The organism is Halodesulfovibrio sp. MK-HDV (assembly GCF_009914765.1).
Taxonomy (GTDB): domain Bacteria; phylum Desulfobacterota; class Desulfovibrionia; order Desulfovibrionales; family Desulfovibrionaceae; genus Halodesulfovibrio.
In genome coordinates this window covers 113,879-128,562 of record NZ_WYDS01000002.1, presented here as the reverse complement: position 1 = coordinate 128,562, position 14,684 = coordinate 113,879, and the positions used below count along the sequence as shown (strand labels likewise).

At 43.2% G+C, this 14,684-nt stretch carries 10 protein-coding genes and 1 tRNA gene; 9 read left to right on the top strand and 2 right to left on the bottom strand.

What is annotated here, in order from left to right; all coding sequences use genetic code 11:
• Positions 1-303: 303 nt before the first annotated feature.
• From tssJ to MKHDV_RS02045, 5 genes are read left to right on the top strand one after another with little or no spacing between them, the layout of a single operon-like run.
• Positions 304-951 carry a type VI secretion system lipoprotein TssJ gene (gene tssJ / locus MKHDV_RS02065; protein WP_160711773.1) on the top strand — a complete coding sequence of 216 codons (648 nt, stop codon included), beginning with the start codon at positions 304-306 and terminating at the stop codon, positions 949-951.
• Positions 952-2,337, top strand: coding sequence for a type VI secretion system baseplate subunit TssK (gene tssK, locus MKHDV_RS02060; protein ID WP_160711771.1), 1,386 nt, complete (start codon positions 952-954; stop codon positions 2,335-2,337).
• A gap of 3 nt (positions 2,338-2,340) precedes the next feature.
• Positions 2,341-3,093 (top strand): DotU family type IV/VI secretion system protein, encoded by a 753-nt coding sequence (locus MKHDV_RS02055; protein WP_160711769.1) that lies wholly within the window; start codon positions 2,341-2,343, stop codon positions 3,091-3,093.
• 31 nt (positions 3,094-3,124) lie between these two features.
• Positions 3,125-6,574, top strand: a complete 3,450-nt coding sequence (locus tag MKHDV_RS02050) for a type VI secretion protein IcmF/TssM N-terminal domain-containing protein (RefSeq protein WP_160711767.1) — start codon at positions 3,125-3,127, stop codon at positions 6,572-6,574.
• A gap of 18 nt (positions 6,575-6,592) precedes the next feature.
• Positions 6,593-7,207 carry an AMIN domain-containing protein gene (locus MKHDV_RS02045; RefSeq protein WP_160711765.1) on the top strand — a complete coding sequence of 205 codons (615 nt, stop codon included), beginning with the start codon at positions 6,593-6,595 and terminating at the stop codon, positions 7,205-7,207.
• Positions 7,208-7,437: 230 nt separating this feature from the next.
• Here the strand turns inward: MKHDV_RS02045 and MKHDV_RS02040 are convergent, their stop codons facing one another.
• On the bottom strand, positions 7,438-7,785 hold the full coding sequence (locus MKHDV_RS02040) for an ankyrin repeat domain-containing protein (RefSeq protein ID WP_160711763.1): 348 nt from the start codon (positions 7,783-7,785) through the stop codon (positions 7,438-7,440).
• Between the two features lie 937 nt (positions 7,786-8,722).
• On the opposite strand from MKHDV_RS02040, the gene MKHDV_RS02030 reads away from it, so the two are divergent.
• From MKHDV_RS02030 to MKHDV_RS02020, 3 genes are all read left to right on the top strand, one after another.
• Positions 8,723-9,655, top strand: a complete 933-nt coding sequence (locus tag MKHDV_RS02030; protein ID WP_160711759.1) for a phage integrase N-terminal domain-containing protein — start codon at positions 8,723-8,725, stop codon at positions 9,653-9,655.
• Positions 9,656-9,947: 292 nt separating this feature from the next.
• The gene (locus tag MKHDV_RS02025) at positions 9,948-10,211 is read left to right on the top strand and encodes an AlpA family transcriptional regulator (RefSeq protein WP_160711757.1); all 264 of its coding nucleotides are present in this window, start codon (positions 9,948-9,950) and stop codon (positions 10,209-10,211) included.
• A 45-nt stretch (positions 10,212-10,256) separates the two neighbouring features.
• Positions 10,257-11,378: a site-specific integrase gene (locus tag MKHDV_RS02020; protein WP_160711755.1), complete on the top strand. Its 1,122-nt coding sequence runs from the start codon at positions 10,257-10,259 to the stop codon at positions 11,376-11,378.
• Between the two features lie 97 nt (positions 11,379-11,475).
• Here MKHDV_RS02020 and MKHDV_RS02015 read toward each other — a convergent pair.
• Positions 11,476-11,553: transfer RNA gene (locus MKHDV_RS02015), tRNA-Glu, on the bottom strand.
• Between the two features lie 352 nt (positions 11,554-11,905).
• On the opposite strand from MKHDV_RS02015, the gene polA reads away from it, so the two are divergent.
• Complete coding sequence (gene polA, locus MKHDV_RS02010) at positions 11,906-14,545, top strand: DNA polymerase I (RefSeq protein WP_160712007.1); 2,640 nt, start codon at positions 11,906-11,908, stop codon at positions 14,543-14,545.
• Positions 14,546-14,684: the final 139 nt, after the last annotated feature.

Sequence of the window (14,684 nt, the reverse complement as noted above, 5' to 3'; positions counted from 1 at the left end):
GGTAACCAAGTTATCCACAACTCACCTTGTTCAAACTCATAGTGCCCCTCTTATAAAATACGAGGAATAGAATCTACGCAGTTAGTTAATTCTATTCCTACCAAGTTTCTCCACTCATCTAAAAACACATCTAAAAAGTACCGTACAAAACCCTATTTATAAGCATCTACTGTTACCTTTTTCTAATCAGCAACTCTCGAACTGAACTCTATACTAAAAATAACATACAAGCATATCCTGCTGTATTTTTTCACATAACAATGTTAGGTTTCCAAAATATAATGATCGGAGGAGTGAGCACAAATGTGGAACAATAAGAAACTTGCATCAACTTGCATCGGCTCGATGCTTATTGTTGCCCTTCTCGGGCTAACCGGATGCGGTGGAGTCCGTCCAGAAGATGCTGTGGTTGTCAAATCTCCACAGCCTTTGGTGGTTGAACCACCTACGCTTTCCTCTGTCCTCCCCTCCCCTGCCGACACGCCGGCAGCAATACATTGGGGATTTCAAAAAGATGCTATCACCCTCGATGTTTTCACTAAGGGTAAATTAAATGAATACAACGGTCAGCCGCACACACTGATGATATGCCTGTACCAACTCTCAGCTCGTAAAGGTTTTACAGAGTATTCTAATTCCGTAGTTGGTATTGAAAAATTACTTACCTGCAAAAATTTTGGCTCAGACGTTACTTCAACTAAACGCATCTTCATCCAACCCGATGGCAACCAAAAAATTGTGCTGGATCGCGACGAAGGAACAAAATATCTTGGCGTGGTTGCAGGATATTACGACATCGTTCCCGGCTTGGTTACCCGAATTTATGAATTCCCCATTAGCGTAAATAAATCTGGCATGTTGTGGTGGAAAAAAAGCAAATATTCACCGGCAAAATTTAAGACCGGTATTTTACTCAGCCCAAACTCTATGCAAACGGTGGGGGGAAAATAAGTGCGTTCTGAAAAACCCGTATACTGGTACCAAGGACTTTTTTTACAGCCGCAACATTTTCAACTTTCTGATCGACACAATGAATACACACTTCATCGTCATTTTGCAGTTACCCACCAGCACCACTGGGGCGTAGTCTCACAAGAAATACGCGAAGACGCCTTGTACGAAAATGTTTTTGAACTAACCAAGGCTGTATGCATTTTTCAAGATGGAACCCTAGCGGAACTTCCGGGTAACACCGTTACTCGAGCACGTTCCTTCAAGGACGTTTGGACTGAACGCGACAAGCCTTTTCAAGTTTACCTCGGCATACGCCGCTGGAATGGTTCAAGCGCCAACGTAACAGAGGTGGATGATGTTCAAAACGATAACGGCGTCCGCACTCGGTACATAAGTTCGCTCTCACCGGAAAATATGCATGATATGCATAGTAACGGCCAGCCGGGCGAAATAAAACGTCTTCATCTTGATTGCAAAATTTTCTGGGAAAATGAGCTTGCAGAAGCTTCTGACTACACGCTTCTTCCCATTGCTCAGCTTGTACGTGATGGCAGCGAAATTCTTCTTAACCCTGAATACGCAGCACCATGCCTTACACACGATGCATCTCCTAGTTTAATGAGAATTGTGAAAGACATACGTGACCGTGTGCTTGCAGCTTGCAACAAATTGGAACAATTTAAAGCTACAAGCAACATCACCGATGGTGGCGACGGTGCATACATGGTGTTCTTTCTTGCGCTACGCACTGTCAGCCGCTTTGCTCCGGAAATTCAAATGCTTTCTAATTCCTGCGCGATGCATCCGTGGGAAGTATACATGCGTCTTCGTACCTTCATAGGAGAGCTCTCCTGCTTTTCCGCAGAACTTTCCGCTTTAGGCGAAACAATAGACGGCGTCAGCCTTCTTCCTGAATTTGAACACACAACCCCGTATCCGTGTTTTAAAGCTGCACATGACGTGCTCGCCAGACTGCTTTCCGGTATTGCCGTAGGCCCTGAATTTCTTATTCGCTTCACAAAAGCTGAACGCTACTACACTGCTGAAATCTCTCCTCGGGCATTTAACGAAAGTCATAGTTACTGGCTAATTGTTACCACTGCGATGCCAGCTCAAGAAGTCAATGACGCGTTTCAGTCTGTAGTAAAAGTCAGCTCCACTCGTGGAATGACCACCATTTTGGCAAGGGCGGTGCAGGGTATTCCTGTAATTTCGCATGATGGCCCGCCAAGGGGGCTGCCAAAAGCCAAAGCGACCTCATACTTCAAACTCGACCCAGAACATCCGCTCTGGCAAAGCGTAGAAAGTGGTGCAAGTATTTCATTATATTGGGATCAAGCACCAGAAGACCTATCTATTCAGCTTGGAGTACTAAAGGGGTAACCTATGGCTCTTGTGGATAGTTTCCTTGAGATCATTGCTCTCGTCTCCCATGTCGTTAATGGCAAGGGTGGAGATCTGTTGCAATTTGAACCATTCAGTCAGGACATTCGACGTCTCACAACCATCATTGAAGCAGAGCGTGGAACAACTACTGCCTGCAATGAGGACTATGATGATGCACGCTTTGCCGTCTATGCATGGGTTGACGAAACCATACTGTGCTCTCAATTAAGCTGGCGAGAACAATGGCTGCACCAGCCACTGCAACGAACGTACTTCGGCTGTTCAACAGCAGGAGAAGAGTTTTTTGTACGGTTGAGTAAACTGCTCGAAGAACAACACCAAGAAACTGATAAAAACACTTCACCCTTTCCTGAGCTACTGGAGTTGTACGACACACCTCCGACGCCCAAGAAAAGTGGACGTGACTTACCAGCTGTTCTAGCCGTTTTCACTCTATGCCTCGAACTAGGATTTTCCGGAAAATTCTTTATGGAGGGGGCTGACGACAGCTTGTCTAAGCTTAAAGCTCAATGCCTTTCAATCATGCGAAAAGAAGAAGGCTTAGCTGAGAACAATCATGAACAACAACTTTTTGCATCCGCTTATAGCAATGGCAGCAAAATTGAAACAACAAAGCACAGTAGAGTCTTTGATCTCTCTTTCTGGTCATTAATTGCTCTACCTGGTTTGATTACAGCAATAATTTTTTTCACATACTGGGGCATCCTCAACAACATGCTGGAACTTCCATAGATTTCCCGCAGCCCAGTAACTGTAGGTACACATGGCCAAATTTATATACACTGTACTCAAACTTCTTTTTGTTATTGCCTTACTTAGTGGCCTTACAGCAGGTGCCATGTGGATAACACAGCACCAAGGTTGGCCATGGTGGGCTGCTGCGGCAATTGTAGGTGGAATTGTCGGCTTAGTAATGGCCGCTTTCTTTATTCATAGATACTTCCTACGCACCAGAGAACGCCAATTCGTTCAGCGTATTATTGAGCAGGATGACGCCCAAATAAAAGAAGCGCCGCTGCATAAACGTCAGAGAATGAAAGAATTGCAGGATAGATGGATTGAAGCCATTGAAACACTCAAAAATTCCCGCCTGCGCAAATTCGGTAATCCCCTGTATGTATTACCATGGTACATGGTGCTTGGCGAAAGCGATTCAGGCAAATCAACTGCAGTACTCCACGCACGCCTTAAAAACATTCTCACCGATGTAGGTCCGGTAAAAGGCGTTTCAGCTACCCGCAACTGCGATTGGTGGTTCTTTGAAGAAGCAATATTCTTAGATACCGCAGGTCGTTATGCCATCCCACTAGATGAAAGCTCGGACAACGAAGAATGGCATGAATTTCTCGTCTTACTTTCAAAATATCGGAAACAAGAACCACTTAATGGACTTGTTCTAACTCTTCCTGCCGAAAAACTTCTCAATGATAGTGAAGATGACCTTGCCAATTATGGACGTAGCCTAAGAGGACGTGTGAACGAATTGATGCGTACTCTCGGAGTGCGCTTCCCCGTGTATATTCTGGTAACAAAACTTGATTTGGTATTTGGATTCAATGAGTTGGTAGACTTACTCCCCGAGAAAGATCTACGGCAAGCCATGGGATGCATGAACACAACAGGGCGCGATAATTCGACCACCATGGTGGACACCACCTTTGATAAGGTGGGTAGTCGTCTAAAAATGCTTCGCTTACAACTGCTTGAAACACAGCAGGATTATGATCCTGCATTTTTGGCTTTCCCTGACGAGTTGGAGACACTTCGCAATTCATTAAAAGTGTTTGCAGAGGCTACCTTCTTCGACAATCCATATCAGGAAACACCTCTTCTTCGCGGCATATTCTTTTCAAGTGGACGACAGGCAGGCCAAGCTGTTTCACGCATATTACGCAGTGCCACCTCTGTCCCTCAAGTTACTACTGTTCTCCCTAATACAGACAATGGTATTTTCCTGTACGACTTTTTCGGTAAAATATTACCAAATGACCGTTCTCTTTTTACCCCTATTATTGAATTTTTGCGCTGGCGTACCATCACGCAACATTTGGGACTTATATCTTGGTTTCTCATCACGTTTGCTCTATGCGTGAATTTAAGCCTCGTTTATTTGAACAACATGCGCGCGCTTGAGACTTTTGAGCAGGAATTAATTTCCAAACCCCAATTTACAAATAATATTGCGGAAGACTCCAAGGAATTGGGGAAAATATATCTGAATATTACAGATGTAAGTAGCATCAACAACGACTGGTGGCTTCCACGTCTTGGATTAACACAAAGTAAAGAAGCCGAAGCAAGCTACAAGGCTAATTTCTGTAGAGATTTTGAACTGTACGTACTTTCACCACTCCGTAAAATACAAGAAAAACAAATTTTCTCGCTTACAGCCGACACCCCCGAATCTGAAGTTGCAGCACAAATCAACCTGATCACAAAACAGATTTCTCTTTATAACAAGCGCATGACGGGGGCCAAACATACTTCAATTCTTACTGTAAACACACAAAATGAATTGGCCTCAATTTTCCAACAACAAGGCATAGAGCCAGATGCTGCTATCGTCGTTTCTAAACTTCTTTCAGTGTACTTAACATGGGCAGAATCCCCTCGCCTTGTGGAAGAACAACTAGAACTTAGCCATACGTGGCTTGCCCGTTTAATGAATTTGAAAGATGTAAACATGCACTGGTTAGCAGAATGGGCAAACGAACAACCTTACCTGCCTCCAGTTCATCTTAGTTCCTTCTGGGATATTGCTCCAGGCTCTCTGCGGGAAGAAGTGATGGTTCCTGCTGCCTTTACCCAAGAAGGCAAAAAAGCCATTACCGCATTCCTCGATAACATCGAGAGCTCCGTTGCTAACAGTTCAACATTCCGAAGCAGACGTAAAAACTTTGAAGAATGGTATACATTAGAATACGCAAATGCTTGGCGTGAATTTATGTATGCTTTCCACCGCGGCGAAGATGGACTTCGCAACAGGCAAGACTACCTAGAAACCATGGCGCTCATGTCTGTGGGGAAAGGGCCTTATATAAGCCTGATACAGCGTCTAGCTAAAGAGCTTCGCCCCTTTGTAGATCAAAAAGGTATTCCTAAATGGGTCGGCGAAGTTTATAGAATGGAAGCAGTCATAGCTTTGTGGCAACACAAACAATCTGGTAACAAAAAAGCAGTTACATCATTGCTAGGAGGGACTGAAAAGAAACTATCTAAGCTCGTAACCCACCTAACAACTTCCGGATTGGATGTGCAGGCTGCTGAAAAAGATTTTGGAGACTATGTAGCTGCTATCGGTGACATGATTCCCCTTGCACAAACTCGTCCTGAAATATTCAAAGCAACGTCCAGCTACTTTGGCAGCGATCCAGTTAATTCGCCTTTCCATAAAGCTTCAAGCGCCATAAGCAAAATGCGTCATCGCCTATTCAACAAAGGCGGAAATGAAATATTATGGGAAATTATTAATGGCCCGTTTGATTTTAACGTACGATTTTTCACATTTGACGCAAGTGCTCATCTACAACGTCTTTGGGAACAGCAAGTATACAACAAAGTTGAATACATGCCGGAAGAAAAAAAGCAGCAAGCACTCTTTGGCAACAAGGGTCTTGTCAGAAAGTTTACCCAAAAAACGGCAGCTCCATTTCTTGAACGTGCGGGAAGCATGTGGGAAGCGAAAAGCTGGCATGGATGGATGTTCCCGTTTGATATGGATTTCCTAGATTTTCTCCAACATGAAAATGTGGAAGCCCAAATGCAGCAGGACAAGTACTTTGTCAAAATAAAACCGCTGCCTCTTGATGTAAACGACGATGCTAAGGTTGAACCCTACGGTGCGATTCTAACTCTTCTGTGTGGAGATAAGCAGCAAACATTAAAAAACTACAACTACCCAACAGAACAAAAGTTCACATGGAAACCTGCCGAATGCGGTACTACTGACTTGCAAATTCTTTTTGCCAAAAAAACGCTTAAAAAGACTTATTCTGGGCTCCATGGATTCCAAAACTTCCTTAAAGAGTTCCGACAAGGCACGTATACCTTTGACTCCACGGACTTTCCTGAAGCCAAAGAGTTTTTGACACTCTCTAACGTTAAATACATTAATGTACCGTATGAATTTAATGGTGCCGAACCAATTGTTAAGCTTTTTGAAGAAAAGCCAGTGGATATCCCATTGGCAGCTTCAGAAGATTGGGGAAAATAGTATGGCAGGAGTTTGGGAATGTTAAGGCCAAGTCTACGTAGAGCTTACTGGTTTTGCTTTTTTATATGGTTTACAGCCATTGGCTGTTTATTTGTTGCCACTGTTTGGGGAAATTTTGATGATTTTTTACAGTACCTTAATCGTAACTTTGCAACGACAGAGGCAACACTCTCAGAAGACATACGACAGGATGTAATAAAGGCAGAAAAACTAGTCATCAACGAGATACAACAACCAGTACAACCTACTCCACTTTTAGTTCCCCCTGAGACGTCTTCTAAGCCACTTAAATTATCTAAGGGCATCGTACTGCGAACGAACTACTCATTCACAGAATCAAGCTTTGAGGCTGATTTAACAATTACAGGTTCCCCAAAAGAAATTCGACAATTCAAAGTAACCTCACCGCCTACGACCGCTATAGATATTATGGGGAATTGGAAGTATGGGCCGGAGGTTATTAACTACACACGCTTCGAATCCGGCATTATTCAATCTATCATTTTTGGAATGCATAAAGATAAATTACGCGTTGTTTTCCGCATCAGGGAAGGGGAAACAAGAAAAATATCTCTCCCGCTAATTACAAGAAACAAAAAAGAACTTAAGCTAAAAATTATTGCTGAAGACTAAGCCCCATATTTTAGACAGCCTTAGCAAAGTTTTTTCAAAATTTTAGTAGCTCGGCTATCTAATTTAAACGACAAAAAAAGATCTTGTATATTTTGCATAACAACAATCCGTCTCGTCACCTAGGTACTTTTTTCCAACTAACCGAGGGTACCTTCTAACAATTAGAAATACTTTTCTATCAAGAAAAACTTTAACTATACCCGATCACTTGTATACTTCCAAGCGCGACGTCAACGCCTGTAGTATCCACTACACCGACAAGGTGCATCTGTTCCCTGCTCCAACAGCCAACGGATAACTTCCACCTGCCTACCACGTATTGCTGCCTGTAAAGGCGGAATTTGTGTTTTGATTTCTGGTCTTATGGATGCCCCAAACATCCAAAGAAGCTTTGCCATTTGCAGATGACCTTTTTCACATGCAAGTGCTAACGGCGATATAAAGTCATCAGATAAGAACCTATGTGGTGAAACCATTCCATGTCCTACTAACTGATAAACAATTTCTATTTCATTCTCCTGAACTAATTTCATGTAATCAGGAACATACTGCAACAGTTCTACAACAGCATAATTCATATTTTTCTCACAGTAAAAAATCCAAGTAACAGATGAGATTCTGTCAATTTCTTTTCCTTAAGGTGGTTATGTCATATTATCACTACAAATTTTTACTGTTGTAGCTCGACATTGCAGTCTTCAGTCAACATAAAATTCATTCACCTATTCTCATAAAGGAAATCCCAACAGAAATGTTCGCTTTTTACGCGTTCATTTCTGCTGGGACTAAATTTCTAATGCCTGCACTGAAATGCAGATATTTTCTGCAGACCTTACAATTGCGTTATCGATGTTGTATAGAAGCAGCAATAACGGTTCCTGTTTACACGTGCTTTTTTGCGGCTGATTTCAGGTATCCATGTAGAGTAACAGTTGTTGCCTGCAAAAAATCTTTTCTAAATTCAGGAGGCACCTTCTTCGAGAGGCACATTTTTTATCTGTCTGTTTCAAAATGAAACAGACAGATAACGATCTACCAGCTGAACGCTGATGAATACTACATTTTCATTTATGGTGGTGAATATACCACTCGACTTACGGCTGTTCACCAGCCGAACTCATTCCCACTTGCCCGTTCGTAAATGGAATACGGACGTTCATATAAAATTGCGTTTTTTGGCCACTAATATACACGGTGCATACACCGCTGTGGCTATCGGATTGAACATTAATAGCTGTGTAGAGTTGCTGCCACACAGCACGCAATAGTAGTTAATATGATGTGGTGACATATATAGGGAACTTTTTTACATCCTATTTTATTAACGTAATATTTTTGATCCAACAGGATAGCTACGGGCAGCTTATTATCAATTTTTGAATCCAATGTCAGAACAATAAAAAAAGACCATGCAATGCTATTGCATGGTCTTTTTGCATTTTTACTAAAAAAATAGATTACCGGCCTAACATTCGTTCCTTTTATGCAGTATGAAAAAATAAAAAGGAATTTTAAATGAGTAAAAACAGATTATTATATGGAGCCAAAACAGCACATCTAACCGGATCAGGGAAAACGAAATATAACAATCGTGGGCAGTCGATGCGATTCTCTAAGCGGCTCCATCAATTAGGATACCGAGTACAGCATTGGAAAAACATCTCGAATCGACACGTGGCCGTTGTAGTGGAAGACTGGCAACAACAAGGATTAGCAGTTTCAACCATCAAATCTTACCTATCAAGTGTGCGCCAAGTTTGCCGGGTCTATGGAAACGATAGAATACATAAAAAGAACAGTGAATTTGGGGTTGGAAATCGTAACTACATTCCACAACAAACAAAAGCAGTGCCTGAAGTCGTCTGCCGTGCTGTCGCAGATCAATTGCTTTCTGGGGCAGAAAAGTTCCAAAGAATTGGACACCAAATCAACGTAATGCGCGCATTGGGCTTGCGCCCTGAAGAAGCGCGAAAAATAAATCCAAGGACCGCACTTCTTCCTGATGGCCGCATCTATATATCTGCAGGCACAAAAGGGGGCCGAGACCGTATCCTGCACGAGCCATCCAAAGAACAGATCGGTGCAGTTAAAGCGTTGACCCCGTTCATCGGGAAAAATGGCAATAGCTGGCCTGATTCGATATCGGAAGCTTCATGGGAAAAATACGTCTACAAAGTCATAAGCCGAATGGGGTTATGTCTTAAAGTTTGCGGGGCTTCACTACATGGCCTTCGGCACGCGTATGCACAAAGTCGCTACAAGGAACTAACGAAACTGGCCGCCCCCTGCCTTTACCCATCTCCTGCGGATTACCGGCAAGCGGCATATCAAGCACACGGTGAAGACTGGCGCACCACACATGACCAAGCAATCAACATTCTTGCCCACGAATTAGGGCACAACCGTGGCGAAGTCACCGCAACATACCTCGGCACCATTCATGGATAAAATTGCACCCCATTCTCAAGCTTACATACCGGAATTTATCATTTCTAACACACTGAGTCAGATGCTTTTAAAATTTTATTTCAATATTTTTCAGACTGTTACCAAGAAATCAATCTTTTTTGTCACAACCCCCTTGCATTCCGAAAGAAAATGTAATCCATACTTATCGGTTAGGTATCAAAACGCAGTGTGCAAAGGTTAGTACCTGAAACTATTTCTCGAAGGAGATCTTAAAAAACAAGTTCAAGCCGCTTCTTGTCTAAAAAAAACGGTACCGGATGAGATTCTGCTTATGAATAAACCTAAAAACTTAACGACAAAAGAAGTAGCTGCAATATTAAACTGTTCCGAAAGCCTTGTTAGGCGACAGGATATGAAAGAAAAACTTGGTGCATTTTACATTGCGGAAAGAGCACTACGGTTTCCAAAAGATCAGGTTGATGAATATATCAACGTACAGAAAAAACAGTCTTCAGATAATAGTTCTGAAGAACCAGCTGCAGTTAAAAAGACTCTTCATAGAAAAAAGTTGCATTCAAACTTCGATTTGTTTTAACATCTTAGGTAGGAATAAGCAGTTTTTCATATAAGGAATCAAATTATGGCGTTCCAAATGAAAAACGGAAAATGGAAAGGACAAGTGTATTATACAGACCGTAATGGTAAGGTGCACAGAAAGACGAAAAACTTTGACCGCAAGCGCGATACACAGCAGTGGCAGAACGAAGAGCGCAATAGGTTAGAACTTGCCGATCAGGAAGCAGAAACACCGCAAAAAAGCTTTAGAAACTTATTGGTTGGTGAATGGGCTGAATTGTATATGGAACATGCATTTAATACATTCACAGACGAGAACTGCAAGCTAGCAAAGGAAAAACAGCGTGCCTTTCGCCGTTTCTTTGAAACAGGCATTCTTCCCCCCACAACGCCGGTGTCCAATGTGCGCAAAAAGGACATTCTCGACGTATTCAATGCCCTTAAGAAACAGTACTCCGGCAAGAACCTGGATAGGCAAATCAAAAATCTTAAGGCAGGTTGGTACTGGGGTATCGATTATATAGAGATGCCAGAGGCCAATCCTTTCTGCAGGCTACCAAAGGGAGCTACCACAGAAGAAGAACCTCATTACATGCCGCCGCTTGAAGATATGCTCAAAGTCTTGAAACTGGCGGCAAAAAGCGATGAGCCACAACACTATCTAGTATTGTTTACTTTACTCATGACCGCCGCTAGGCGCGTTGAAATGCGTCGCCTTACATGGGCTGATGTGAAGTTTATGGGTGAGCAAATCGGTTTGCGAACCCGAAAAAGGAAAGACCGCATCGAAAGCTGTGACCTAATCCCACTGGCAACTGAACTAGCCGCCAAACTAAAAGAATATAAACTTCAAGTAGGCAGCAAACGTTCTTATGTTTTTTCTGAGATACAGCTTGAAGCAGGTCTTCACATGCGCTGGCTTAAAAGGCTTTGTGTGAAAGCAAATGTAACACCTTTTGGTGTCCACGGAATTCGAGCACTAGCAGGAACACTTGCCCATACAAATGGTGCTTGTCTTATGGATGTAAAAGAACTGCTTCGACATAAATCTACTCATCAAACAGATAAGTACTTACGCAAACAATACAGACCAAATGAAGCGGTCAATATTCTCAGTTCAATCACATCAAAAGCCGAGAACAATGGCCAGCATAACAAAGAGAAGAGTGATGCAAGTGCAGTCTAAAAATAAAAATTCAAAAACTTACACCTTTGGCTTACACCTCGCAGGGTAATATAACAAAAAAAGCACTTACATGTGCATGTAAGTGCTTGAATTTGCTTGGCGTCCCCAAGGGGATTTGAACCCCTGTCGCCTGCGTGAAAGGCAGGTGTCCTGGGCCAGGCTAGACGATGGGGACGCTTCATATGTGCTTCGTGAGTTCCCTCACGTGCGAAAACGTATTTATGGAAAACCATGCCGACTGTCAAATAGTTTCTTATTTTTTTTTATTTACGGCACTAAAGATATAGCGCTTATTATGCATCGCAAATAAAAACACCTAATTATTCTGAGCAGTAGCTACTAAATTTTTTTGCACACTTCGCTACAAATCAAAGTATTAGTGTTTGCAGGTAGAAGGCATAGTAGGTATCATCCACTTTTGCACAATGCACTTTGCAGATGAAGCGGCAGCGATTCTCCTTTTATTACACTTCTGGCAACGCACCTATGCCGCTATTGTAGCAACCCAAACCACCCCATCTATATATATGTCTTTACAAGAACGCCTTGGCCTTACGTCTAAGCCTGTCTACCTTATTGACGGCTCCGCATTCATTTTTCGGGCATTTTACGCCATGCAGCACCTTAAACGTGCGGATGGTTTCCCTACGAACGCCCTATTTATTGTTTCACGTATTTTAATGAAAATGCTGCGGGATGAGTCTCCGGAATACATCACCTTCATTCTTGACGGACGTGGTAAAAACTTCCGCCATGAACTTTATGGTGAATACAAAGCTAACCGCTCTGCAACTCCTGAAGATTTAATTTTACAGTTTGAACCAATCAAAGAGATGGTACAACACCTCGGCATCCACCTTATCGTCTCTGATGGTTGCGAGGCGGATGACTGCATTGCTGCGCTGGCAAACAGGCTCAAAAAAGATAACCCTGTTATTATTGTTGGTGCTGATAAAGACTTAAAACAGTGTCTCGACACCAACGTATACCTCTGGGATCCAGGCACCAAGCAGGAAAAACTCACCAGCCTTGAAGACTTTGAAGAAGAGACTAACCTGACTCCGGCTCAGTGGGCGGATTATCAAGCAATCATAGGTGACTCTTCAGATAACATTCCAGGCGTACCTGGTATCGGCCCAAAAACTGCCGACAAAATTTTCACTCAGTTCAAAACTCTGGAAGAAATCCGCGACGGTTTTGATGAACTCAAGCCGAATCTGCAAAAGAAATTTGCTGATCATCTTGAAAACATGTTCACATACCGAAAACTTACAACGCTCAACACGAGCACATGTGACCATGAAAAACTTGCAGATTTCAAACTAAAGCCAATCGCTCGTGACACTGTCCTCGATTTCGTCAATGGCTACGAGCTCCGTGCATTGGTTCGTGAAGTAAATGCACTTTCACATGCAAATGAACCAGCTCCTGCACCTAAAAAGAAGAAAGTCGCAACCGATCAGCTCGGTCTCTTTGGCGGCGGCGAAAGCACTCTTCCCGATGAACCTGATGCACGCCCTGCAATGTCTGTTAATGATGTAACAGGGCTGACTTCATGCAAAGACAAACGTGTGGCAGTATTGCTCGCTGACCAAACAGAAAGCAATTCAGTGCTTGTTGCCATTGACCAGACAGAGTTTCTCTACGCTGGTAAAATGGACGAACTTGCAGAATTTTGCGACGCCGCAAAACAGATCATCACACCGGACGCAAAAGCACTTTTCCGTCAACATGCCGGTTGGTCTTCTATTGATCCAAACAAATTGCTCGATCTTGGACTCATGGCATACCTGCTGAATCCAGAAGATCGCGACTATTCATGGAAAAAGCTTTCACGCAAAGCTGATGAACTTGAAATTTCACGCAAAAACGGCGGCCTTCTTGCTCTTGCAATTGCAGAAGACCTCGAACGCAGTCTTGACGGTGGACACCTGCGCCAACTCATGCTCGACATTGAGCTTCCACTTGTGGGCGTCCTTGCAGACATGGAAGAAGCAGGCATTCGCATTGATCGCGCAGCCTTTGCAGAGTTCCTTGTAGAAGTGCAGGCAGACCTCGACAATCTGACCCGTTCCATCTACGACATCGCTGGCAAGCCGTTCAATATCCGTTCTGCACAACAGCTCGGCAAAATTTTGTTCGAAGATTTAGGTCTTGCTTCCAAAACAAAAACAAGCGGTGGTCAGGCTTCCACATCACAGGCTGTTCTTGAAAAATTGGCTGGCGAACACAAAATTATTGATCTGATTCTGGAATACAGAAAACTCGAAAAACTACGTTCCACCTATCTCGAGCCACTGCCAAAGCTTGCAGACGAAAATGACCGCATCCACACTACATTCAACCAGCTTGCAACAGCAACCGGTCGCTTGTCTTCAAGCAACCCGAACTTGCAAAACATTCCAGCACGCGGTGAATTTGGTACCCGTATGCGCAGTTGTTTCCTCGCAGCAGAAGGTAAAAAACTCGTATCTGCTGATTACTCACAGGTTGAACTACGAGTACTTGCACATTGCTCGCAAGACCCAACCCTGCTGGATGCATTTAAGCATGACAAAGATATTCACAGCAGTACTGCCGCGCTCCTCTTCGATGCAGCAGCAGAAGACGTCACTGCAGATCAGCGACGCGATGCGAAGACGATCAACTTCGGACTCATCTATGGCATGGGTCCACAAAAATTAGCTGGCGAACTCAAAATTACTCTTACAGAAGCAAAAGAGTTCATCTCCCGCTACTTTGAAAAATTACAGCATTTGAAAGAATTTTACGACAAGGTAGAAGAAGACACTAAGCTGCATGGATACGTGGCAACACTTGCAAGCCGACGCCGGTATCTGCCGGAGATTACGTCCGGCAACAACATGATGCAGTCACAGGCACGCAGACAGGCCATCAATACTGTTATTCAGGGCAGCGCCGCTGATATCATTAAGATCGCCATGATCAAAACAGCGGAAGACCAGCAGCTCAAGCAACTTGATGCTCAGCTTATCCTTCAGATTCACGATGAATTGGTACTTGAAGTACCAACACAGAATGCTGAAGCTGCGGCTCGTCGTCTTCAGGAAATCATGTCGAATGTCGCGCCTGATGGTAAAACCCTGATGGAAGTGCCATTAAAAGTGGACGCCGGAATAGGCGATCGCTGGAACGAAGCACATTAATTTCGAAAAAACTGCAACTATTTCTAACAAAATTGCAGCATTATGTACCTAAAAACAACTTAGTAACTGACAAGTTGCTTCATAATAAAAGTTTTAGGAGAGTCCAGAGAAGCCCTTTTTTTCAAAAGGGTTCTCTGGC